Annotated in this window: 21 protein-coding genes, 1 tRNA gene and 1 other RNA gene; 11 read left to right on the top strand and 12 right to left on the bottom strand. The window is 51.2% G+C overall.

The window, feature by feature from the left end:
* Window positions 1-48 precede the first annotated feature (48 nt).
* From minC to HN413_11645, 6 genes are all read left to right on the top strand, one after another.
* The gene (gene minC / locus HN413_11670) at window positions 49-732 is read left to right on the top strand and encodes a septum site-determining protein MinC (protein ID MBT3391054.1); all 684 of its coding nucleotides are present in this window, start codon (window positions 49-51) and stop codon (window positions 730-732) included.
* A 9-nt stretch (window positions 733-741) separates the two neighbouring features.
* The gene (gene minD / locus HN413_11665) at window positions 742-1,551 is read left to right on the top strand and encodes a septum site-determining protein MinD (GenBank protein MBT3391053.1); all 810 of its coding nucleotides are present in this window, start codon (window positions 742-744) and stop codon (window positions 1,549-1,551) included.
* The gene (minE, locus tag HN413_11660) at window positions 1,544-1,807 is read left to right on the top strand and encodes a cell division topological specificity factor MinE (protein ID MBT3391052.1); all 264 of its coding nucleotides are present in this window, start codon (window positions 1,544-1,546) and stop codon (window positions 1,805-1,807) included. The genes minD and minE overlap by 8 nt, the downstream gene beginning before the upstream one ends.
* Before the next feature lie 70 nt (window positions 1,808-1,877).
* Window positions 1,878-3,020: a rod shape-determining protein RodA gene (locus HN413_11655; GenBank protein MBT3391051.1), complete on the top strand. Its 1,143-nt coding sequence runs from the start codon at window positions 1,878-1,880 to the stop codon at window positions 3,018-3,020.
* Between the two features lie 49 nt (window positions 3,021-3,069).
* The gene (locus HN413_11650; GenBank protein ID MBT3391050.1) at window positions 3,070-4,575 is read left to right on the top strand and encodes a glutamate--tRNA ligase; all 1,506 of its coding nucleotides are present in this window, start codon (window positions 3,070-3,072) and stop codon (window positions 4,573-4,575) included.
* A 44-nt stretch (window positions 4,576-4,619) separates the two neighbouring features.
* Window positions 4,620-4,690, top strand: a tRNA-Gln gene (locus HN413_11645).
* Between the two features lie 53 nt (window positions 4,691-4,743).
* Here the strand turns inward: HN413_11645 and HN413_11640 are convergent.
* The 8 genes from HN413_11640 to HN413_11605 form a co-directional block, all read right to left on the bottom strand.
* Window positions 4,744-5,868, bottom strand: a complete 1,125-nt coding sequence (locus tag HN413_11640) for a DUF2817 domain-containing protein (GenBank protein MBT3391049.1) — start codon at window positions 5,866-5,868, stop codon at window positions 4,744-4,746.
* Between the two features lie 88 nt (window positions 5,869-5,956).
* Entirely contained in the window at window positions 5,957-7,408 is a 1,452-nt protein-coding gene (locus HN413_11635; GenBank protein ID MBT3391048.1) for a YfcC family protein, read from the bottom strand.
* 198 nt (window positions 7,409-7,606) lie between these two features.
* Window positions 7,607-9,256, bottom strand: coding sequence for a hypothetical protein (locus HN413_11630; protein MBT3391047.1), 1,650 nt, complete (start codon window positions 9,254-9,256; stop codon window positions 7,607-7,609).
* A gap of 12 nt (window positions 9,257-9,268) precedes the next feature.
* Window positions 9,269-10,087: a hypothetical protein gene (locus HN413_11625; GenBank protein MBT3391046.1), complete on the bottom strand. Its 819-nt coding sequence runs from the start codon at window positions 10,085-10,087 to the stop codon at window positions 9,269-9,271.
* A complete protein-coding gene (locus HN413_11620; GenBank protein MBT3391045.1) occupies window positions 10,074-11,393 on the bottom strand; it encodes an NAD(P)/FAD-dependent oxidoreductase in 1,320 nt (439 codons plus the stop codon). Before HN413_11620 ends, HN413_11625 begins: the two co-directional genes overlap by 14 nt.
* Entirely contained in the window at window positions 11,390-11,659 is a 270-nt protein-coding gene (locus HN413_11615; protein ID MBT3391044.1) for a 4Fe-4S dicluster domain-containing protein, read from the bottom strand. The genes HN413_11620 and HN413_11615 overlap by 4 nt, the downstream gene beginning before the upstream one ends.
* Window positions 11,660-11,820: 161 nt before the next feature.
* Window positions 11,821-13,503, bottom strand: coding sequence for a hypothetical protein (locus HN413_11610; GenBank protein ID MBT3391043.1), 1,683 nt, complete (start codon window positions 13,501-13,503; stop codon window positions 11,821-11,823).
* A gap of 20 nt (window positions 13,504-13,523) precedes the next feature.
* Window positions 13,524-14,879, bottom strand: coding sequence for a hypothetical protein (locus HN413_11605; GenBank protein ID MBT3391042.1), 1,356 nt, complete (start codon window positions 14,877-14,879; stop codon window positions 13,524-13,526).
* Window positions 14,880-15,139: 260 nt separating this feature from the next.
* Here HN413_11605 and HN413_11600 point away from each other — a divergent pair, with 260 nt between their 5' ends.
* The 3 genes from HN413_11600 to HN413_11590 are packed head-to-tail and all read left to right on the top strand — an operon-like array spanning window position 15,140 to window position 17,676.
* Complete coding sequence (locus tag HN413_11600; protein ID MBT3391041.1) at window positions 15,140-15,838, top strand: response regulator transcription factor; 699 nt, start codon at window positions 15,140-15,142, stop codon at window positions 15,836-15,838.
* Between the two features lies 1 nt (window position 15,839).
* The gene (locus HN413_11595) at window positions 15,840-17,312 is read left to right on the top strand and encodes a HAMP domain-containing histidine kinase (protein ID MBT3391040.1); all 1,473 of its coding nucleotides are present in this window, start codon (window positions 15,840-15,842) and stop codon (window positions 17,310-17,312) included.
* Window positions 17,296-17,676 (top strand): hypothetical protein, encoded by a 381-nt coding sequence (locus tag HN413_11590; GenBank protein MBT3391039.1) that lies wholly within the window; start codon window positions 17,296-17,298, stop codon window positions 17,674-17,676. The genes HN413_11595 and HN413_11590 overlap by 17 nt, the downstream gene beginning before the upstream one ends.
* Window positions 17,677-17,796: 120 nt before the next feature.
* Here the strand turns inward: HN413_11590 and HN413_11585 are convergent, their stop codons facing one another.
* From HN413_11585 to HN413_11570, 4 genes are all read right to left on the bottom strand, one after another.
* Window positions 17,797-18,663: a DegV family protein gene (locus tag HN413_11585; GenBank protein MBT3391038.1), complete on the bottom strand. Its 867-nt coding sequence runs from the start codon at window positions 18,661-18,663 to the stop codon at window positions 17,797-17,799.
* Between the two features lie 18 nt (window positions 18,664-18,681).
* Window positions 18,682-19,623: an aldo/keto reductase gene (locus HN413_11580; GenBank protein MBT3391037.1), complete on the bottom strand. Its 942-nt coding sequence runs from the start codon at window positions 19,621-19,623 to the stop codon at window positions 18,682-18,684.
* Between the two features lie 137 nt (window positions 19,624-19,760).
* On the bottom strand, window positions 19,761-20,624 hold the full coding sequence (locus HN413_11575; GenBank protein MBT3391036.1) for a DegV family protein: 864 nt from the start codon (window positions 20,622-20,624) through the stop codon (window positions 19,761-19,763).
* Between the two features lie 110 nt (window positions 20,625-20,734).
* Window positions 20,735-21,106, bottom strand: a complete 372-nt coding sequence (locus HN413_11570; protein ID MBT3391035.1) for a hypothetical protein — start codon at window positions 21,104-21,106, stop codon at window positions 20,735-20,737.
* Window positions 21,107-21,298: 192 nt separating this feature from the next.
* On the opposite strand from HN413_11570, the gene HN413_11565 reads away from it, so the two are divergent.
* Together HN413_11565 and ffs are read left to right on the top strand one after the other, a co-directional pair.
* Window positions 21,299-21,535 carry a hypothetical protein gene (locus HN413_11565; GenBank protein MBT3391034.1) on the top strand — a complete coding sequence of 79 codons (237 nt, stop codon included), beginning with the start codon at window positions 21,299-21,301 and terminating at the stop codon, window positions 21,533-21,535.
* Window positions 21,536-21,579: 44 nt separating this feature from the next.
* An RNA gene (ffs, locus tag HN413_11560) (signal recognition particle sRNA small type) lies at window positions 21,580-21,679 on the top strand.
* Window positions 21,680-22,171 lie beyond the last annotated feature (492 nt).

Here is a 22,171-nt window from a genome sequence, read left to right as displayed (position 1 = left end):
TATGAAATTATATTCTACGCTTCACAGTTTACTGCTATAATCTCAGACATGATCCCGAAAATCGAAATCAAGGGCATCAGCGAAGGGCTTCTGGCAACCGTCGGCGAAGGCGATTGGACAGAAATCCGCCAGGCATTGCTGGAGCTTATTGTATCGCAAGCCGATTTTTTCAAAGGCGCCAGCCTGACGGTTGATGTTGGCGATCACGAAATCAAAGCCGCCGACTTAGGCAAATTGCGCGATCAAATTTCTGAAAATAACGTTATCCTCCGTGGCCTGATCAGTAAATCGCCTCGTACAGAAGAAAATGCCAAATCATTGGGATTATCAACTCATTTTGAACGCCCCCAACCTGAACGCTCTGGCAAAGCCTTCGATACCAGCGTTGGCGGCGATGAAGCCATTTTTGTGCAACGTACTTTGCGTTCCGGAAATAATATTATCTTTCCGGGCCATGTCGTGATTATTGGCGATGTAAATCCAGGCGCTGAAATTATAGCGGGCGGCAATATTATTATTTGGGGACGGCTACGCGGCACGGTTCATGCAGGCGCATCCGGCGATGAAACTGCGTTGGTCTGCGCCCTGGAACTGGCGCCAATGCAATTAAGGATTGCTGAAACCGTCAGTATCACCCCATCGAGCAAGAAAAAACCCAAACCCGAAGTGGCCAGCCTAAAAGAAGGTCAGGTCGTCGCCGAGGTATGGGACATCCACAAAAGTAAAAAGTAAGGGAATCTTATGGCAGCGAAAGTACTTACAGTCACATCTGGCAAAGGCGGTGTTGGGAAAACCACCATCACAGCCAATCTGGGCGCAGCGCTGGCATCGCACAATCAAAAAGTTGTCTGCATAGATGGTGATATTGGCCTGCGCAACCTGGATGTTGTGCTGGGCCTGGAAAACCGCATCGTCTATGATATTGTTGACGTTGTCGAAGGGCGTTGCAAATTACGACAGGCCATGATCCGCGATAAACGCATTGAAGGGCTTTTTCTGATCCCGGCGGCACAAACCCGCGATAAAACCGCTGTATCCCCTTCAGATATGGTGCGTATTTGCGATGAACTTCGCCCGGATTACGACTGGGTCATCATCGATTCGCCCGCAGGAATCGAGCGCGGTTTCCGCAACGCCCTCGCGCCCGCAGATCGGGTTTTCGTCGTCACCAACCCCGAGGTCTCAGCCGTGCGCGACGCCGACCGTATTATCGGGATCACTGAAGCCGAAGAAAAAGGCCCGGCTCAACTCATCATCAACCGCATAAACCCCGTTATGGTAGACCGCGGCGATATGATTAGCACCACAGATATTGTCGAATTACTGGCGATTGAGTTGATTGGCATCATCCCCGAAGATAGCAATGTAATCGTCAGCACCAACCGCGGCCTTCCGATTGTATTAGACGGAAAATCACAAGCCGGACAAGCCCTGCAAAATATTGCCCGCCGCGTGATGGGCGAAAACGTGCCATTTTTGGATCTGAACGATCAGGGCGGATTCTTCAAACAAATTGGGAAGTTATTCTCAGCGGGAGGCAGAAATGAGTAATTTCATGGCCCGCCTCGCGGGACGGAATCGCAAAAGCGCCAATCAGGCCAAAGAACGCTTGCAATTGGTGCTGATCCATGATCGCACCAACCTTTCGAGCAGCGTGCTGGAAACCATCAAAGATGAAATTATTGAAGTTCTCTCGCGCCATATCGATATTGAAACCGATACGGTAAGCGTAGAAATCAACAATGATGGCCGCCAACAACGCCTGCTTGCCGATATTCCCATATTAGGCGCAAAACGCAAACGTTAACAACGCAATTCTGTCAAAAGGGGTATTATGGGGCTACGCCCTAGAATACCCCTTTTGACAGTTTTTTATTATGCAAAATATATCCTGGCGACATTTCGATTTCTGGCTTCTGGGCGCAGTGGCGTTGCTGACTCTTTTTGGCATCGTCATGATCCGCTCGGCAATTGCCGGAAATATCGAGTTGGTTGAAGCCAATACCGTACAGAAACAAGTCATATTTGCCGTCGCGGGATTCATCGTGATTGGCATTATGTCGGTAGTCGATTACAAACTGCTGGCCGCCTTGAGCAACCCGCTCTATTTTGGTACCATTTTTGTGCTGGCAGCCCTCAACCTGGTCGGTGGCGCGCTGTTCGGATCAGCACGCTGGTTTGTTCTCGGCCCTATTCTGATCCAGCCCTCCGAGATCGCCAAAATCATCATGATTATCGTCCTGGCCGATTTTTTTGCCCGAAACCAACACAAACTCGCCGATTTCCGCTGGGTCATTCGTAGCCTTTTGGTCACCATCGGGTTGGCAATGTGGATCTTGTTGCAGCCCGACTTGAGCACGTCCATTGTGATTTTCGTGATCTGGTTCGCACTGGTATGGGCCGCCGGTTTGGAATTAAAACACCTGCTGATTGCCAGCGGTGTTGGTGGGCTTTTCATGGGTATCAGCATCCCGCTATTGCTCATCACCTATAATCCTGAAAACACAACCGGATTGATCAAACCTTACCAGGTCGGGCGTATCATCAACTTTTTGTTCCCGGCTGCGGATGCCACCCACGGCGATCTCTACAATGTGCAGCAGGCGCTGATCGCCATCGGCTCCGGGGGTTGGCTGGGCAAAGGCTACGAAGCTGGCACGCAAAGCCAGTTGCGCTTCCTGAAAGTGCGCCACTCTGATTTTATTTTTTCAGCCCTGGCAGAGGAGTTTGGCCTGATTGGCACGTTGGTTGTCATGGGGTTATTGCTTTTCATCATTGTCCGTTGTTTGCGCGCGGCCCGCCTGTCCAGCGATACCTTCGGGGCGCTAATCGCCTATGGTGTAGCAACCGTTCTGGCTTTCCAGGCTATGATCAACATCGGCATGAATCTCTCGCTGCTACCGGTCACAGGGCTGCCGCTGCCCTTCGTCAGCTATGGGGGGAGTTCTTTGCTATCCACGCTACTGGGCATCGGATTGGTGGAATCTGTCATTTTGCGGCACAAAGCTCTCGATTTCTGATAAAATCTCTCCCCGAATCTGGAACAAACCATAGATCACTGAGGCAACAATGACATTAAAGACACAACCGGCCCGCGTGCGCTTCGCGCCTTCTCCTACGGGACGCACACATCTAGGCAGCGGGCGTACAGCCCTCTATAATTACTTACTGGCTCGTCAAACCGGCGGTCAGTTTATTTTGCGGATTGAAGACACCGACCAAAAACGCTACGTCTCCGGGGCAGAGGAAGAATTAATGGAAGGGCTGCGCTGGCTGGGGTTGAGTTGGGACGAGGGCCCAGACATGGGCGGCCCCCGCGGGCCGTACCGCCAAACCGAGCGCAGGGAGATATACCAAAATTACGCCCGTGAACTGATCGAAAGCGGACACGCCTATTATTGCTTCTGCCCCACGCCGAAGGCGGACGACGCCAACAGCGCGCCTGAACAGCGCCAGCAACACCGCGATATCTGCCTCAGCCGCGAATTGCCTATCGCTGAAGCGGATAGCCGCATTGCAGCGGGCGAGGCACATACTATCCGCTTCAAGATGCCGCGCGACGGCAATATCACCGTCACCGATGCCCTGCGCGGCAACATCACAGTTGAAAACAGCACACTGGACGATTATGTGCTCGTAAAATCGGATGGCCTGCCAGTGTACCACCTGGCCGTGGTGATTGACGATCATCTCATGGAAATCACGCACGCCATCCGCACATCGGAATGGCTACCCACTTTCCCGCTGCACGGCCATATTTATTACGCCTTCGGTTGGGAACAACCCGTATGGATACACCCATCAATCTTCCTGAAGCCCGATGGCAAAGGCAAAATGAGCAAGCGCGACACCGATGCTTTGCTTGAAGAAGGGAAATCCATCTTTTTGGGTGATTTCGATAAAATGGGCTATCTGCCCGAAGCCGTTATCAATTGGGCCGCGCTGATCGGTTGGAGCTACGACGACAAGACCGAGTTCTTCACACTTGAAGATTTGGTCGAGAAATTCAGCGTTGAAAAACTAAACCCCTCCCCGGCGGCGATCAATTTCAGCAAACTCGATCATTTCAACGGGCTGCATATCCGCGCGTTGAGTGTTGATGATCTGGCCGAGCGCATCCGGCCTTTCTTTGTACAAGCAGGGTATCAGATCAATGATGACGAGAAATTACGTCAGGTTGCCGAAGTGTTACAGATACGCCTGGGAAATCTGGCAGAAGCTCCCGAAAAGGGGGGATTCTTCTTCAACGATGAAATCCACCCCGAGCCAGAATCGCTCGTCGGCAAAAAAATGACTGCCAGCGAATCACTTGCGATGGCGCGCCACATCCAGACGTTAATCCAATCCCTGCCCGATTTCAGCGAAGAAACAGCTAACCAGCCTTTACGCGATCTGGCGACAGAATTGGGCTTAAAAGCCGGACACGTATTCGGCTTCTTACGCAACGCCCTTACTGCCCAACAGGTCAGTCCGCCGGTTTTTGAAACCATGACCATCATCGGACGTAAAAAAGTCCTTGAACGCATTAACAACGCCATCGCCACACTGGAAGAATTGGCACTCAATTCGCCCTGAGTGTTTGACGAATAATATTGGCAGTGGTAAAATCTCGCTCGCAGTGGGGGCTCGTCTAACGGTAGGACAGCGGTCTCTGGAACCGTCAATTGGGGTTCGAATCCCTGGCCCCCAGCACGCAAAAACACCCCGGAACTCCGGGGTGTTTTTATTTACAACGTCGCCATACTACAAGAAAAACCCCTGATCCCGTAGAATACCATCAAAAGCCTGACGTGCATCGGCAATTGCCTTCAAGCGCCAGTTTTTTTCGAGTGGAGAGAATAATGCGCTAAAATCAGCTTTGGCGCGCCGTACGACAGCTTCATTTGTCGCTGCATGCCAGTGTACCTGATTCTCGAAAATCATCGCCCACAAACTGCGAATCGCAGCGGGAAGCGACATGCCCAAAGTACCGAATTCAAAAGCCGTGGCAAAAAGCGTCTTCTCTGGAAACTCGGTCTGCACGAGTTCATAAATCCAATCGATCATATCACCCTGAATGGCATAAAACTCCTCGGGATTGGCTGTGACCACTTCGGGGTAATTGAAGGCTGCTTCCAATTCTGTGGAGGCACGTCGCTCCGCTGGAGAGTTGACCAAACTCATCTGGTAGCGCGGGCCGTAGCCGGTGTGCATATCCAGATGCAAAAGCTGCGCATAGGGCTGCACAGTTTTTCGATACAAATCCATCATCACCCTGGTTTCTTCTTCAATCTTCTTGCCGCCAAAATAAAGTCCCTGGGGAAATTCGTATTGTCCCATCAACATCCCAGAGTGCAAGGCCGATTGTCCCGGCGAAAACATGATCTTGATAAGTTTGGACAGGAAATCCAATTTCGAGCGGAGGGATTTCTGCGGATTTAGAAAGGGATGCAACAGTCTGTACTCCGGGTTGGCAGCCGGGGTGAAGGTTTTCCCATCCCCAAGAAAGTTGCGATTCAAATCCACGTTATTAGAATTTACGCGGCGGTTGTGTTGCATCCCCCATGGATTGATGGCATGGACCAACAACAAACCGGTATCCTGGAGATTCAGCCGGAGGAGGTATTCTTCAACAAAAACCTGCATCATCGCCGCGCCAACGGTCCCCTCTGCGCCGTGCTCGCCAGTAGTGATGATGAGTAGTTTTTCGGGCTGCTCCGTAACATTGGCCCGAATCCAATCTATCGTCAGGTCGGGGTGTTCGGCCAAGGCGTGGTGGTGCAATTCGGCATTCGGCCAGTACGCTTGCACGCGGGCGAGTTGGCTGCGGAAGCGTTCACGTGAAACAATGTAGTTTTTGGGAAATAAGTTGAGAAGCGCTGTATTCACTTTTGTTTTTCCTTACTGCATGAAGAGAGCCTCATAGTTTCTCTCAACCTTTAGGGAATCTCATTTTCAAGCAGAATTTACTATTTCGCTAAAACGGCCCGTAACCTATCGCCACGCCAAGGGCCAGAAAAGCCACTGTCACCAGAATAACCACACCCCATAAAGGCAGCGTCCATTTGAGCCACTTGGGGTAACTCACCACCGTTAACCCCAAAATAATTAGCAAGAGCGGGTTGGTAGGATATACCAGATTGGAGAAACCATCGCCGAAGCAATATGCCGTGACAGTAACCTGCCGCGTCACACCGACCAGATCGGCAAGGGGCAGCAGGATGGGCATCATCAAAAAAGCTTTGGCCGAACCCGAAGCTACAAAAAATTCGATCAGCAATGCCAGGAAATATATAATCACCGCCGAAACGAAGGGGCTGGCCTGCGAGAAGGGCTGCGCCGCGCTATGCAGGATGGTATCCATAATACCGCCCGACACGACAATATGCTTGATACTGACCGCCATCAGGATCAGAAGAATCCCCGGGGCGATACCAGAAACACCTTCCCACAAGGCTTTGAACACCGCTTTCTTCTCGCCACCAGCCAACATCCCGGCACCAATTCCCCCAATCAAGAAGAAAATCCCCACCAGGGGCAAAGCATAATCCGAAACCGCAGGGATGAAGGGGCCACCGATCAGCACAAAGAGAATCAGCGCAAGAAAAACTGAGAACCAGCCCATTGCACGTCCCAAATGCGGGCTGGATTGGGCAATCGCTTCCAGATCGAGAGCAGCATATTTGGCGCGTTCGGCTTGATCTTCATCATGTACCAAGGAAGTTTCGGGATTGCGCTCGATCTTTTTGGCGTAGCGAACAAGAAATATCGCAAAGACGGCGTAGATGGCAAGGAAAATCGGCACACGGAACCAGGCTCCAGAGAAAAGCGGCAGCCCAGCGATTTTTTGGGCGATGCCAATCGTGAAGGGATTGGTAATGGCCGCTGAGAAACCCATATTGGTCGCCAACACGCTCATCCCCAACCCAACCAGCGCGTCCCAACCAAGATAATAGGAGAGCGCCAGCATCAATGGAACCAGCGGGACGATTTCTTCGAGGATGCCAAAGAAAGCCCCCAACAGCATGAAGAAAAATGAGATCACCAACAAGAGCAGGTATTTCTTGCCGCCAAAGGCGCGCACAATTTTTGCAATACCCGCCTTAAGGATGCCAACCCGATCGAGTACGGCAAAGGCGCCGCCTACCATCAGGATAAAGAAAATAATCACAATAACGATCAGGCCATCCGACCCGCCGAGTACCTCCACAGGAGCGGTGAACCAGCGCCAGATTGGGTAGTCAGGCTGCTCGACAAACTGAAAGGAATCGGCGTTGATCAGCTCGCGCCCACCCTGAGCAATGCGCTCATAGCGCCCTGCCGGAACAATTATCGTGAGCACACCTGCAACCATCATAATGACAAATAGAATAATCACAGACTGGATGAAGGCTTTGGCGCTGATCTGCGCACCGGCTTTGGATTCCATAGTTTACTCCTTCTCACAACACGCGGATTCGTATTTTTAAAGAAAGTGTAGCATAGATTTGTAAGCAATAAAGCCACATTTACCGGGCGTTCATTGTGCATCAAAAAAGGCTGTACGGGAAGCGAAGCTTCCCGTACAGCCTTTTTCTCGGGCTTCTTGCCCACAATCATTTTGGCCTTCGTTCACTGTTGTAGATTATTAATCATCATCGCCTCCATGATCGCCTTCATCTTCGCGCCCGGTGGGGTGGCACTCCATACAATTCGTGTAGTTGTTAATGCCCTCCTCGCGGTGTTTTGAATCGATATTGGCGGGCGTGTGTTCATGACAGCTATAGCAGGTATATGTGTTCAGCGTTGGATCGTGGCAAACCGTGCAGGCGCTGACGCCGCTTTCGCCGTGGTTGAAGGGGAAGGTATGCGACTGGTTGTATTCCGCCGGTGACCAGGCCGTGGTGGTATGGCAATCGGTACAGACGCTGCTAAACAAGCCCTGATGGAAAACCGGGTCGGCATGGCAGGCGACGCACTCTTGCGGCGTACCGGCATAAACGCTATTTTGATGGCAGTCGGCACAGTCCACAGAATTATGTGCACCGGTGAGCGGGAAGGCGGTCAGAGTATGGTCAAAGGTGGCCTGTTCCCAATCTATCGGGGTGTGGCAAGCGGCGCATTCGCTACCATATTGCCCGTTGTGTTCATCATCTTCAGCGTGGCAGGCATAGCAATCTTGCGGAGTGCCCTGATAAACGCCATTCTGATGGCAATCTTCGCAGGCTACGTTGACGTGTTCGCCTTCCAGCGGGAAATTGCTCAGGTTGTGGTCAAAGGTAGCCTGTTTCCAATCTACAGGGGTGTGGCAAGCGGCGCAGTCGCTGCCGTATTGCCCGTTATGTTCGTCATCTTCGGCATGGCAGGCATAGCAATCTTGCGGAGTGCCCTCATAGAGATTATTCTGATGACAATCTTCGCAGGCTACGTTGACGTGTTCGCCTTCCAGCGGGAAGTTGGTTTGGGCGTGGTCAAAGGTGGCCTGTTCCCAATCGGCAGGGGTATGGCAAACTGCACAGTCGAAGCCGAATTCACCGTTGTGTTCGTCTTCGGCGGCGTGGCAGGCGTAGCAATCATGGGGCGCGGCCCGAAATTCGGTCATTGTGCGCACGCCCGGATGGCAGCCGCCGCAAGTACCGGAGGCATGTTCCCCTTCCAACACGAAGAACTGGTTGTGGTCGAAATCGGCTCCATAGGTATCAATACCGTCATGGCAATCCAGGCATTCTTGCCCAAAAGCAGCCACATGGAATTGGGTAAAATCCGCATCGAGGGAAGCATGACACTCTTCGCAGGCTGCCAACCCAAATACCGCCACGCCGTCCTGGTGACAATCCGCACAGGCAAAGGGCGTGCCATCGGCAAATTGGGCATGGCCTTCCAGCGAGAATCCCACCACTTCATGCGGAAAATTCTCCGTCTGTATGACAGTCATTATCGCATCGGGGCCATTATGTTCGGTGTGGCAGGCATAACAGGCAGCGCCTTGTTCGGCCATCAGGACACCGTGCAAACTTTGGAAATCGGAAATTTCAGTGGTGATATTGATATGACATTCCAGGCATCGATCGGACATGACAGTGCGCAGCCAGGGGGCGGTGTGGCAAGCGCCACAATCGTATTTTAACTCAGCATGAGAGCGGACTCCGCCTAACGGGGCTGCGGCAACCTGGGCGTTCAACTCCCCTGGGCTGAACATGGCGCCCCCCTGGGCAAATATAAGACTGCCAAGAACAACCAGTGTAAGGGCGGCAATTAGCAGACCACTAAACGAAAGACAGCCAAGCGGTTTTTCCACAGGATTCTCCAGTTAACGCAGCAAGGTGGCGTAGTAGAGCGCTCCGCCGATATGCACAAAAGCTGAAATAAATAACGCGATGCCAATCGGGATATGCAGCGCATGCCACAAGGCCAGCATACGGCGGGCAATAGCAACGGTTTCGATTTGACGACGCAACGCATTGCGTTTTTTAAATACTTTTTGCAATTGTTCGGCCTGGGCGCGGGCTGCGCTGCCAAGACGACGCTTTTCGCTCCGCCATTGCCGACGATAGCTCCATTCAAAAAAAATATTCCCTAAAAAGGTCAAAAAGGGCGCACTGGAGGTTTGGGGCAGCGCATTCAGCCGCTGGGCCAATTCGCGCGTGGATTGATCGCCCGCCGAAGTTATACGCTGCAATTGATTCTCCAGCGCCTGAATTTGCTGAGAAAGTTGCTGAGCTTCGATTTCGATGCCATCGGGCGTGCGTGGAATAGCAGTATAGATATAACGGCCAATGATTCCACTGAAGACGATAATAAGCGTAAACAGGGTCACAATGCCTGCCAGCCCGTTGAATTTCCATGAGGTGTGCAGCAACACCATAAAGGGGCCGACCAGTCCGGTGAAAATATGAAAACGCAGCCAGGCGGCCATGCGTCCCCAGCGGGCGCTGCGGCTGCGCTTGCGCCAGGAGTAAAGCGTTTCTGTCAGCAGCATCAGGATAAAGCCCAAAATGCCCAAGGCATGACCAAAAAATCCGCTGGCCGAGGGGATTGAACGCTCAAAGCTCATCACAAATAAATAAAGCAGGGTAATCAGCAGCATGGCAATCAGCGCCAGCCAGAGTTCGCGGTTACTGCGTTGCATGGTCTTTTCTCCAGATCGTCCAAAAATCGAGCAGGGTTTCAGAAAGGTTGGCCTGCGGGTTCAGCAAGTCGTCACGGATGGCGGTAATATCGGCTTTATTGGCGATAAGGTGCTGCAAGGGGCGCGAGAGGGTTTGATCGCCGATAACTACAGCCCCAATCAGATATTGACTGCCAACCATCACGCGCATCCGGTTGACATCAAACCCTTTTTGAGCGGCAATGGCGGCAGGTAATTGCCGCCAGGTTTCGCTATCGCCGCGGGCAATACCGATCAGATCATCATCTTCGCCGCTGCCGACAGCGCCAATAATTGTGGTGGTTAGTCCCGCCAGGCGGGTGACATTGAAGGGAGCTGATTTTTGATACAGGATTTGCCCCCCGGCCATATTCAACCCGGCGATATGCCCCTGCTGGCGGGCAGGCCCCCACAAACTATCAATATTATAGCGGCCCGTTAACGGATCAAATACCTGGGCAACATCCCCCGCCGTGTAAATATCGGGTTGGCTGGTTTGCAGGAATTGATTGACGAGAATACCGCGTTCCACGCGCAGCCCAATGGCGGCAGCCAGTTCAATGCGCGGGCGGATGCCCACGGCGATGGCTACGATCTGACAGGGAATTTTGCGGCCATCTTGCGTGAGCACACCCACAACGCGGCCGCGCTTGCCGATGATCTGCGTGGCCTCGGTGTGATAGTGAATTTGCACACCTTCTTCACGCAAGCGATCTTCTATAATATGCGATTCTTCCTCGTCCAACACATTACTCCAGTAGCGTGCGCGGCGCAAGAAGTAGTGCACACTCACCTTGCGGGCAGCCAGCCCTTCCACGATCTCCAGGGCTGTAATGCCACCACCGATGACGACTGCCGAACGCGCTTTGCGTGCCAATTTGATAATATGGCGGGTATCGGGTAAATTATCCAGCTTGACCACACCTTCCAGATCGTTCCCGGGGAGTTTCGGCCAGGCCGCACTGGCACCCGTGGCGATGAGTAAACGATCATAGGGTAGGTTTTGCCCGTTGGCAAGTTGAATCCGATGTGCATCCGGGTCAATTTGAGCAGCGCGGCCATGCACAATGCCAATATTGAGTTTTTTTAATTCGTCGCGCTGAATTGGAAACAGGCCAGTTTCGGGGAGTTCTTTAGTCAGGTAATAGGCCAGGCCGGGACGTGAGTAATACAAGTCTGGCTCGTTGCCGATCAACGTGATGGAGGCTTGTGGTAATTTCTGGCGAATAGCCTGGGCTGCGGCGATCCCTGCGACACCCGTACCAATGATGACAAAGCGTTGGGTCATGCGTTGCCCCTTTCGTCAAAAAAGCGCGTGACTTCAAAACTCAACACACCACGCGGGCAACGTGCCACACATTCGCCACAGGTCAGGCAGTGGCGATCTTTAACCGGCTCGCCCAGCCAGGCATGCAGGCGCACATTAATTTCAATTGGGCAGTGAAACGAGCAGATGCCGCATTGCACACAGCGCGCCGTTTCAGGGACAACATAGCCTTTGGCCAAAGCCTGATGACGCGTACTCTCGTGATGAAACAAACCTTTAAGTCTCAATCTGCTTTCCTTTTCTAATTTTTGAGACATCTATAAGTGCAGAAAAAACTGAAGATGAGGATGTGCTACTTTTGTCGCACATCCTCATTTCCAGTCAATGTTATAGCGCATTTAGTTTATAACAGATTTCTTCAATTCTGGGACGACATGCAGAAAAACTACTAATCATCATCGTCATCGCCGTCATGACTATCGCCACCACCGTCATGATCGTCACCACCGTCATGATCGTCACCCTCAGCATCATCCCAATCGCTGGTGTTATGACACTGAGAGCATTGGGCGCTGGTGGAAGGATGGTCGTGGCCCGGCGCACTGTGGCAAGCCCGGCAATCCGAAGCGCCAGAGTGATTGAAGTTCCAATTATTACTATTATGACACTGGGAACATTGTCCACCGTAGTGCCCACCTGGAGGTGTATGGCACGACTGACAATCCGTAAAACCGGCATGGCTGAACGATGCATTACGCCAGGCGGTATTGGGGTTGTGGCAGCTCGAACATGCACCTCCATAGTGGTTGGCAGGCGCGCTGTGGCACGACTGACAATCGGTAAAACCGGCATGGTTGAAAGTTGCATTGCTCCAGGCCGTATTGGGGTTGTGGCAGCTTGAACACGCACCGCCATAGTGATTGGCGGGCGCGCTGTGACACGACTGACAATCGGTAAAACCGGCATGATTGAAGGTCGCATTGCTCCAGGCCGTATTGGGGTTGTGGCAACTTGAACACTGACCGGGGTAATGATTGGCCGGAGCGCTGTGACACGACTGACAATCGGTAAAACCGGCATGGTTGAAGGTCGCATTGCTCCAGGCTATATCTGGGTTGTGGCAATTGGAACACTGACCGGGGTAATGATTGGCCGGAGCGCTGTGGCATGTCTGACAATCTGTAAAACCGGCATGATTGAATGAAACATTCCCCCAGCCGCCGCTGGTGCTGTGGCAATTGGAACACTGGCCGGGGTAATGATTGGCAGGTGCCTCTGCACTATGACAACTGGCGCAATCGGTAGCGCCCGCAACAGTATGATCAAAAATTGCGTCTTGCCAGTTAGTGGGAGTATGGCAGCCAGCACAATCACCCAGATAATGATCTGGAGGTGTCACATCCGCATGGCAGGCTTCACAAGTTGCTGCTGTACCCTGGTAATTACCATTGGTATGGCAAGCCTCGCAATCTGTTACCGCATGGGCGCCCTCAAGCGGGAAGAAGGCATGTTCATCGCCAGGGCTACCCGCGGGGAAAGGCACAGCCATTGGGTCAAGCGCCTGATTGTCTGCACCAGATAGAGAATTCGCCTGGCCTTGATTTTGTGGCCCCGCGGGATTCAAGCTGATAATCTGATTAAAATCTTCATCACTGAACGTGGAATCGGCGATCAGGGTTTGGAACGTACGCACTTTGGCATACGCGGCAAAGAGAGCAGATTGCTCTTCAACGGAGACAGGCGTCAGATTAGCTACCACCCGTTCCGATTGTTCCAGTAACGAGAGCAAACGCGGTTGGAGAGCCTGGAAACCACTCGAAGTTGTGCGGGCAGTAAACCGGGCAACTTGTGTGACCGAATCACCAAAGTATTGCACGGCCACAGCTTGTTGAGGGGTTCCAGCCTGTGCTTCCACATCGGCCAGGCGGCGTTCCAGCAAATCGATAAACCAGATGGCACGCTGATCGGCAGTAGGGCGAAAGAATGCCTGCTGCTCTACGTAGTGCTGCATCGGGAAAAGGACATCCCCTGGAGAAAACGGCCCCGCCTCGGCCAGGGCCACGCCTGCCGTCGTTCCCAGAGTCACTAACAAACTTACCAGTAATATGCTAATTACCAAAATTTTTCGCATTGGGTCGCCTCGTCAATCCATTATTCTGTTTTCGTACCCGCGGGATGGCAATCGAAGCAGGCATTAAGTTCCGGGGCTGTGATACCTTCTTTTGCATGGGTTTCAGTAATCGCAGCGGATTGGTGATCGTGACATTCGTAACAAGTGTATGCTGTGTAAGCGGCTGTATGGCAAACTTCACAGGCCAATGGCTGCTCCGCACCATGCTCCAGCGGGAAATTATGCCGGGTCATGCGCGCGGGCGTCCATGCGACGCTGGTGTGGCAGTTCTGGCATTGCAACCCAAACCAACCGGCATGTATGTCGGGTTCCGCGTGGCATTGGGCACATTCGGATGGCGTTTCACGGAAATTCTGGTTTTCGTGGCATTGCTGGCAATCCGCGTTGGCATGTTGCCCGTCCAGCATAAAATGCTGATTATGGTCAAAATTGCTGTAGCGGTCTACTCCATCGTGACACTCGAGGCAAGCATTACCAAACAGGTTTTGATGTTCGTTCATAAAAACCACATCCTGTTGAGCATGACATTGCGTGCAGGTATCCAGAGAAAAATCTTCCACGCCTTGCGGATGGCAACCCTGGCATGTCAGGACGCTGCCATCTAAATTTTCGCGGTGAAGATTGAGACTAAACGAAGTATTTAATGCATGGTCAAAAGGTTCGCCATCAATAATCGCGGGGTTCCAAGACAGCGTAGTATGACAGCCTGAGCAATCGGCATCAAACAGGCCGCGGTGCGCGTCTGGTTCAACATGGCAGGCCGCGCATTCAGCAGACACATCGGTGAACTGTCCAGCAACATGGCAGGCCGCACAACGAATCTGTGCGTGCTGCCCATCGAGCGGCAAATTGGTCGCGCGGTGATTGAAGCCTGTCATGGAATCTTTGCCATCATGGCAGGCCAAACAATCAGGCCCAAAATCGATTTCATGCTCGCGCATAAAATCTGGAGCATGGTTGGCGTGACATTCCAGACAAGTTTCGTGCAAAAAGCGAAAATCGCTACCCATTGGATGGCACGCGCTACATTCCAACAGCACAGCATCATAATCAAATTGATGCCAATCCAGGCTGAAATTGGTCTGCGTGTGGTTAAAGTGCATGAGCGCGTTTTGCGTTGGATCAAACTCACGGCCACGATGTTCGCCATGACAGTTCGCGCAATCTTCAGCAGTGTCGATTCTGGCATGTGTGCCTTGAGCCTGGGCAAGCTGCTCGCCAATATTGGTGTGGCACTCCATGCAAAGCTCAAACTGACGGGTTTTAAGCGGCAGATGGCATAGCTGACACTCGCGCTCAAACTCTGCGTGCGTCCGAAAACCACCCAACACCACATCAGGCTGTGATTTCGCGCTGACCGCGCCCGGAGAAAACATTAAATTACCCTGCCACATAAATAGCACACCCAGAAACAACAATAATATAAATGATATGATCAGGCTTAACGGTGAAAAATGGGTATTATCTCTCATCTAGGCTTAATTCTAGTAATCTATTGCAAAATGATGGTTAAAATTGATGCGCTGCCAGTTTAAGGTTTGATTAAGAACCTAACACCAGGCTAACAGTTTTAAGCTATACTTGTAAAACTCAAGCTTTCATCGCTTGGAAAAAGAATTACACGAAAGCAATAGCTGTGACACGCATACTGATTGTTGACGACGACGAACTGATTGCCGATTCGCTGAGTTATAGCCTTAGATTAGAAGGCTACGAAACTCGCAGTGTGGGACTCGGCGCGCAAGCGCTGGATGCCCTCTCCGCATTCTCGCCGGATTTGGTTGTGCTGGATCTGAACTTGCCGGATATTAATGGCATGGAAGTTTGCCGTCAGATGCGGATTCGCGGCACAATTCCTGTGATTATGCTCACTGCCCGCGATGATGAAATTGACCGTGTGATGGGGTTGGAGGTCGGGGCTGATGATTATCTCACCAAGCCCTTCGCGTTCCGCGAACTTTTGGCGCGTATCCGGGCATTACTGCGGCGTGTTCAATTCGACCAGCAAGAACAAACGCCATCTTTGATCAATATTGGAGCAATTACCCTGGATATAAAAGGACGTCGCATTCTCCGCTACAATAACGAGATTGAAGTTTCTGCGCGCGAATTTGACTTGCTGGAATTGTTAATGCAAAATGCAGGAACAGCACTCAGCCGCGAACAATTACTGGATCAGGTTTGGGGGCAAGACTGGGTTGGGGACCATCGCACCCTCAATGTTCACGTCCGTTGGCTGCGCGTCAAATTGGAGGAGGACCCGGCCAGTCCTCTCCTCATCCAAACTGTGCGCGGGTATGGCTATCGTTTTGCCGGACCAGAAGAATTGCGCTGATATGTTCCACACACTCAACACGCGCCTGATATTTTCACACCTGGCCGTGGCATTGGTCAGCGTGATTCTGGTATACGCCTTCGCCGGAAGAGCTATCTTTCAGGCTGCCGAACAACAGGCCGAAAATCGTCTGGAAGACCTGGCCTTTGCCACCAGCAACGCGCTGGAAGAACCCATGCATGAATTTCTGGAAGGGGAAGTTTCGCTTAACAGCGTGCAAGTTGCCGTGGCGCATTGGCTGGCAGACGAACCCGAACTGCATTACACCGTATATTTGCCCGGTGGAACCCCAATTGTTGATAATGTGGATGCTGCACCCGCGAAGGCCAGCGCGGATTCTGCCCCCGAAGTTTTGCTTGCACTTCAAGATGGTATCGGCGAAGGACATACAATCCGCTACAACAAATTTGGCGATGAGATGTTCTATGTGGCTGTACGCATTGAACACGAAGATGAGTTGCTCGGTTTACTACGCCTGGGGGTTCCGGCTCAAAATGTTTTCGCCCCCGCCCGAGGATCGGTCAGCGCTTTATTTCTATTTATGCTGTTGGTTGTCGTAAGTGTTGGAATCGCCGGTTGGCTTTTGGGGCGTACGATTGCGTCGCCGGTAGACAAACTGACACGCGCCGCGCATCAACTCTCTGCCGGAGATTTAAGTGTGCGCACCACCCCTGCCGGGCCGCACGAACTGCAGCAACTCGCGGAAACTTTCAATAGCATGGCCGGTCGACTGGAGCAAAATATCAATCAGCTGCGCGCTTTTGTTGCCAACGCCAGTCATGAATTGCGTACACCACTGACCGCCATTCGATTACGCGTTGAAGCTCTGCAAGCTGGTGCTACACAAGACCCCCAAGTATCCCAGCGCTTTTTGGCAGAAATGGAAAGCGAAATCGACCGCCTGACCAATATGGTCAACGATCTTTTAGATCTTTCGCGCATCGAAGCAGGCATGGATACCGAACGATACGAGTGGGTAGATTTAGTGATCTTAGCCCAGGAAACCAGCGATATTTTCTGCGTGCGAGCGCAAAAAAAGAGCATTCTCTTAGAACAAGAACATACAGTAGATATTTCCCGCATCTGGGGGCATGAGGATCAACTCCGCCGAGCGGTAGATAACCTGGTTGCCAACGCGCTGGAATATACACCCGCAGGGGGGCGTGTACAAATTAGCTTACACCCAACACAGGATCAACAGGAGGTGCAATTAGCGATCTCTGATACTGGCCCTGGCATTGCAGAAAAATATCTACCCCATATCTTTGATCGTTTCTTCCGTATTAGCGGTACAGATACACGCCAAGAGACACGCAGCACCGGTCTAGGTTTAGCCATCGTAAAATCCATTATTGAGGCCCATAGGGGACGCATCACTGTACATAGCGAAATGGGGAAGGGCACAACCTTCACAATCACACTCCCATATCGACGCAACGTCACCCCCAGGAACCAGCATGGATATTCAACTTGAAATCTGTCCATATAAGAATTACATTTACGCCAAACACAACTATTTACAGCTTGATTTCCAGACAGCCGTTGGGATTATGAAAAAAATCGCCCTGGCCTGCCAGGAACATCAACTCGACAAAGTTTTGATTGATGCACAAAACTTTGTGCGCGAAGGCAGTACGCTCGATTTTTATAAATTTTCAGTTTTTTTATTGGAAATCGGTCTGGCCAGAACCAGAATTGCTGTTGTGCCGAATCGTTCCAGTATGATCAACGAAGATACAGAATTCATGGAAACGGTTGCTGTGAACCGTGGGGCAAATTTCCGCTTTTTTCCCACCCTGGAAGAAGCGTATACCTGGCTTGAAGTTGATAATCGTTAGATATTGGGCTGGCTTTTGGGAACTGCCGTGAGAAACCCCACATTTAGGGGTGTAGGGCGTGCTCCGCACGCCCTACACCCCTAAATGTGGGCAACTACCACCGAGATTCCCAGAGATCCGTTAGCTGTTTTTTACGGTTTTCAAAGTAAAACCAACCCCAACCATTCCGGCTCCAGAGTGTACGGACAAACCGGCAGTCAAATTGGCGATGAGAATATCATCGGGGCAGTTGATTCTCTCTCTGAGTAAGATAGCCAGTTCTTCGGCCTGTTCGTGCGCCGCCACATGCACAAGTCCCATGCGCTCAATTTCACGATCGCCAACAGCTTCAGATGTTAACTCGATAACACGCGCCCAGGCTTTTTTGCGGGTACGCACTTTTTCGAGCATGTCCAGCTTCCCATCTTGAATCGTGAGCACCGGCTTGATATTGAGAATATTTGCCATCCCCGCCGCCAGATGCCCTACCCGGCCACTCATCGCCAAATACTTTAATGTAGCCAAGGCCGCGTAAAATCCAGAATCGGTTTCAAGGCGCATAGCTCCAGCAATAATTTCATCCCGGCTTGCACCGGCCTGGGCCAGCTCAGCAGCCTTGAGTACGATAAAGCCTTGCCCCAGGCTTAAGCTGCGCGAGTCTACGACGGTAATTGTTTTTTCGGGAAGCATGTCTTTCGCGGTAAGAGCAGCCGCATAGGTAGCGCTGATTTCACCACTAACTGTAAAACAAATCACTTCGTCAGCCCCCGCGGCAAAGGCGGCCTGATAGGCTTCCAGAAATTGCCCTGGCGAAGGCGCAGATGTAGTGGGCAGTTGGCCTTCGCGGTCAATGCGCTCAAAAAGTTGCACATCATCAATATCAATTTCGGTTTTAAAAATTTCTTCGCCAAAAAGGATATTGATAGGCACTTGCTGAATGTGATACTGCGCTGCCAGATCAAATGGCAGGCTACAATCAGTATCGGTAATAATGGCAAATTTGGTCATGATTCCTCCAAAAAATAATTATCTAGCTTGTAAAAAATTTTCTATCTCGCTCAACTCTTCGGCGCTCAAAACCCAATCGGCAGCCCTGGCATTGCTGATCACATGCTCCACTTTGGTGGCCCCTGAAATCACCGAACACACAGCCGATTGCGCCAACAGCCAGGCTTCCGCCAATTCATACAAGACTCGGCCGCGTTCGGCTGCCCATTGTTCCAATTTTTCGATCACAGTAAAATTTTTGTCGGTCATATAATCTTGCACATACTGACTGGATTCGCCACGCGAGCCAGAAGGCGCCGATTGGCCGCGGCGATATTTTCCTGTCAGAAACCCCCCCGCCAAAGGGAAGTAGGGTACAAAGCCCACCCCGTCCGCAGCGCAAAAAGGCAGAACTTCCGTTTCAACGCCACGTTCCAGCAAATGGTAGTGAGATTGCAAGGCGACGAAACGATTCCAGCCCTTAATATCTGCCAGCAGATTGGCGCGCGCCAATTGCCAGGAGGCAAAATTGGAAGCCCCAAGATAGCGCACTTTCCCCTGGCGGATCAAATCATCGAGGGCGCGCAGCGTTTCTTGTATCGGGGTGGATTCATCCCAACGGTGAATATAATATAAATCGATGTGGTCGCTCTGCAAACGAGAAAGACTGGCCTCCACCGCGTTCATGATATGGTAACGGGAGGCGCCTTTATCATTGGGGCCCTCGCCTGTTGGAAAGAAAACCTTTGTTGCCAAAACAACCTGATCCCAACGACCTTTGAGGGTCTCCCCCAATGTGCGCTCGGATTCACCGTTGGTATACATATCCGCGGTATCAATAAAATTAATCCCGGCATCCAAAGCCGCCGCAATAATTTCATTTACTTGCGCTTGCGGCACAGCATCCGACCCAAACCGATTTGTTCCCAACCCAATTGTAGAAACGCTTACCCCAGAATTACCTAACTGACGATATTCCATAAAAATGCTCCTGTGTTATTGCATTAAACCAAAAAGCAACCCATTCGTTGCGATTTGAAAAACAGAAAAGGTATGTGAGGTGTCAGGTTCCTTCACATACCTTTCCAGTACGAGCTTATTTTACGGCTCAAACCCTGTTAAACAAAATCACCCATCAAGCGCATGGGTACTACGGTTGCGCCGATGATGCCCGGCCCGGTATGCACACCCAAGACAGGCGAAATACGCAGAGTTTCCAATTTGGCAATATCCAGACGCGCTTTCAACATCTCGGTAAACTCGTCGGCTTTTTCGGCAAACTGGCCGTGGAGTACCGATACCCACACCGGTGAATCATCCTGGTACATCTCGGCCAGATGATCAACCATCATGGTCATTGTTTTTTTCAAGGTTCGTCCTTTATTTACCGTGCTGTATTTGCCATCCGTGCGATCTACACGGATAACCGGCTTGATATTCAACAAAGAACTGGCCAAGGCCTGCACGCGGCCAATCCGCCCACCGTGCGCCAAATATTCAAGCGTATCAAGCGTATAGATCACCTCTGCATTCTGACGGATATGTTCCATCCGTTCCACGATCGCTTCTTTGGCCCAGCCTGCTTTGGCAGCTAACGCCGCCGCCAAGACCTGAAAACGCTGCGCCCCAGAGAGGGTCATGCTGTCAATGACTGTCACCATCGATTCGGCAGCCTGTTGAGCGCCCAGGCGCGCCGATTGAATTGTGCCACTGAGACCCGAAGAAATGTGAATGGAGAGGATTTCTTCGCCAGTACCCGACAGCGACTGATAAAGTTGCTCAAAAATACCCGGGGCTGGTTGAGCTGTGGTTGGTATCTTCGGCGACATTTCCTCCAGACGAGAGTAAAATTCGTCGGCGGTGATGTCGGCGGAATTGGTTTCGCCTTCGGGAAATTGGATATACAATGGGGCTACAGTGATGCCCAATGCTTCCACTTCACCCCAGGTTAAATCTGCTGCGCAATCGGTTACGATTTTCATGTTTTGATCCTTTCGTTATATGGAGGCTAAGCTGACTCTATTGAAAAAAGGAACTTTACCTGTTTCCTTTTCGCAATAGGAGTCAAATTTTATAAGAAGAGAAAATACCACTATGGTGTGCCCCCAGTTGCAACTGCGCGTGCAACAATTCCGATCAAAAATAGAAATATGGCAGCATATACGAGCATTTCTTTGTTTTCGTCCTGACCCTTGGTATAGAAATAAACTGCGGGGATACCAATGGCCCCCACAACACCGTAGATGATGTGCATCCACCCTCGGGCGGGGATAATTCCTGAAAAACGCATCACAACACCCAATGCGCCTTGAACGAGTATCAACACTTCGGCAATGACAACCGCCCCCCAATAGCTGCCATCTACACCTTGCTTGCGGAAAAATCGCCAAAATCCCCAAACCGCCATTATTAGCATATATAGGAGGACTGTATTTGCCAAACGAGAATGTAAAATGATCAGCATAAATCGCTCTCTTTGTAGCTTGTAGTAATGGTAGCCATATTACCACAAGAGGCAGATTTCGTTAAAGAATTTAGCTAATCTCCTGTCAAGTTGTGGTTTAATAGTTAGACTGAACGGCTTCGGCTACTACCTCCGCTCATCAAAATTAAATAACGGTTTTTCAAATTACTTAATCCGTACAGGAGATCTATTTTGAAATTTAGCCGCCTTCTCTGGATCATTCCGCTGCTCGCGCTGGGCATTTGGGCAATGCTTGCTGAACAGGTTCAGGCCGTTCCAGCCTTGCAAGGTACGCTACCCCCAACGCCGATCCCTGGTTTACCACCTAGCGTAATTGAACCAAAGACGCATTTTCCCGGCGTCATTTTTGGGGTAATAGTAATTGTTATCATTATCATGATAGGGGTCTTGCTGCGCCCACGCAAATAGTTGACAACACACCTTGGCTGAGGTAATCTATCTGCTAAGTTCTCAGATGGGTCCGGCGCGGCGGAAACCTTTGAACCGTGCCAGGTCCGAAAGGAAGCAGCACTAAGGAGGATTTTTCGGGTGCCGCCGGGGTGCCTGTCTGAGAACTTATTTTTTCTCCCAAAGTAGCAAACCCGAAAACAAGCCGTGAGGGGCGCAAAGTACGCAGATTTTTTTGATCGTTTGCAATACGCGGCGAAAGCCTTATTAACGCAATGATGGGCGCTTCCCCCTCGCACCCATCATTTCGCTTAATTATCCCCAATTATGGCAACTGAATAAATTATGTATACTATACTAGAATTCAAGAACAATAAGAATAGACAGCCTGCCTACATGCGTAGGCAAATGTACTAATTTGCCTATATCCGGATTGCTAAATTTCAATCTACTGATACACTTACCGACATTGGGGATTTTCACTGAAAGAAAACAATAGAGGAGGAAAGCATGCCCACTCCACTCAATATTGCCATTCTGGATGACCACCAATCGATCATTGATGGCTATTCGTTCCGTCTTTCCCAGGATAAAGATATAACCACTATGTTTGCACTTTAAGAAAAGAGTGGGCATGATCTACCGAAACCGGGATAA

This window comes from Chloroflexota bacterium (assembly GCA_018648225.1).
Taxonomy (GTDB): Bacteria; Chloroflexota; Anaerolineae; order Anaerolineales; family UBA11858; genus NIOZ-UU35.
The sequence above is the reverse complement of the archived record's forward strand: the minus strand, read 5'-3'. Positions and strand labels throughout refer to the sequence as shown.

What these genes read in the sequence shown, in the direction of transcription:
- HN413_11625 (MBT3391046.1), bottom strand. Translation starts at nt 10,087, where the DNA reads ATGCAACGCAGTAACCGCGAACTCTGGCTGGCGCTGATTGCCATGCTG.
- HN413_11635 (MBT3391048.1), bottom strand. Translation starts at nt 7,408, where the DNA reads ATGGAATCCAAAGCCGGTGCGCAGATCAGCGCCAAAGCCTTCATCCAG.
- HN413_11605 (MBT3391042.1), bottom strand. Translation starts at nt 14,879, where the DNA reads ATGTTTTCTCCGGGCGCGGTCAGCGCGAAATCACAGCCTGATGTGGTG.
- HN413_11590 (MBT3391039.1), top strand. Translation starts at nt 17,296, where the DNA reads ATGGATATTCAACTTGAAATCTGTCCATATAAGAATTACATTTACGCC.
- HN413_11585 (MBT3391038.1), bottom strand. Translation starts at nt 18,663, where the DNA reads ATGACCAAATTTGCCATTATTACCGATACTGATTGTAGCCTGCCATTT.
- minC (MBT3391054.1), top strand. Translation starts at nt 49, where the DNA reads ATGATCCCGAAAATCGAAATCAAGGGCATCAGCGAAGGGCTTCTGGCA.
- HN413_11575 (MBT3391036.1), bottom strand. Translation starts at nt 20,624, where the DNA reads ATGAAAATCGTAACCGATTGCGCAGCAGATTTAACCTGGGGTGAAGTG.
- HN413_11580 (MBT3391037.1), bottom strand. Translation starts at nt 19,623, where the DNA reads ATGGAATATCGTCAGTTAGGTAATTCTGGGGTAAGCGTTTCTACAATT.
- minE (MBT3391052.1), top strand. Translation starts at nt 1,544, where the DNA reads ATGAGTAATTTCATGGCCCGCCTCGCGGGACGGAATCGCAAAAGCGCC.
- HN413_11620 (MBT3391045.1), bottom strand. Translation starts at nt 11,393, where the DNA reads ATGACCCAACGCTTTGTCATCATTGGTACGGGTGTCGCAGGGATCGCC.
- HN413_11610 (MBT3391043.1), bottom strand. Translation starts at nt 13,503, where the DNA reads ATGCGAAAAATTTTGGTAATTAGCATATTACTGGTAAGTTTGTTAGTG.
- HN413_11650 (MBT3391050.1), top strand. Translation starts at nt 3,070, where the DNA reads ATGACATTAAAGACACAACCGGCCCGCGTGCGCTTCGCGCCTTCTCCT.
- HN413_11655 (MBT3391051.1), top strand. Translation starts at nt 1,878, where the DNA reads ATGCAAAATATATCCTGGCGACATTTCGATTTCTGGCTTCTGGGCGCA.
- HN413_11595 (MBT3391040.1), top strand. Translation starts at nt 15,840, where the DNA reads ATGTTCCACACACTCAACACGCGCCTGATATTTTCACACCTGGCCGTG.
- HN413_11570 (MBT3391035.1), bottom strand. Translation starts at nt 21,106, where the DNA reads ATGCTGATCATTTTACATTCTCGTTTGGCAAATACAGTCCTCCTATAT.
- minD (MBT3391053.1), top strand. Translation starts at nt 742, where the DNA reads ATGGCAGCGAAAGTACTTACAGTCACATCTGGCAAAGGCGGTGTTGGG.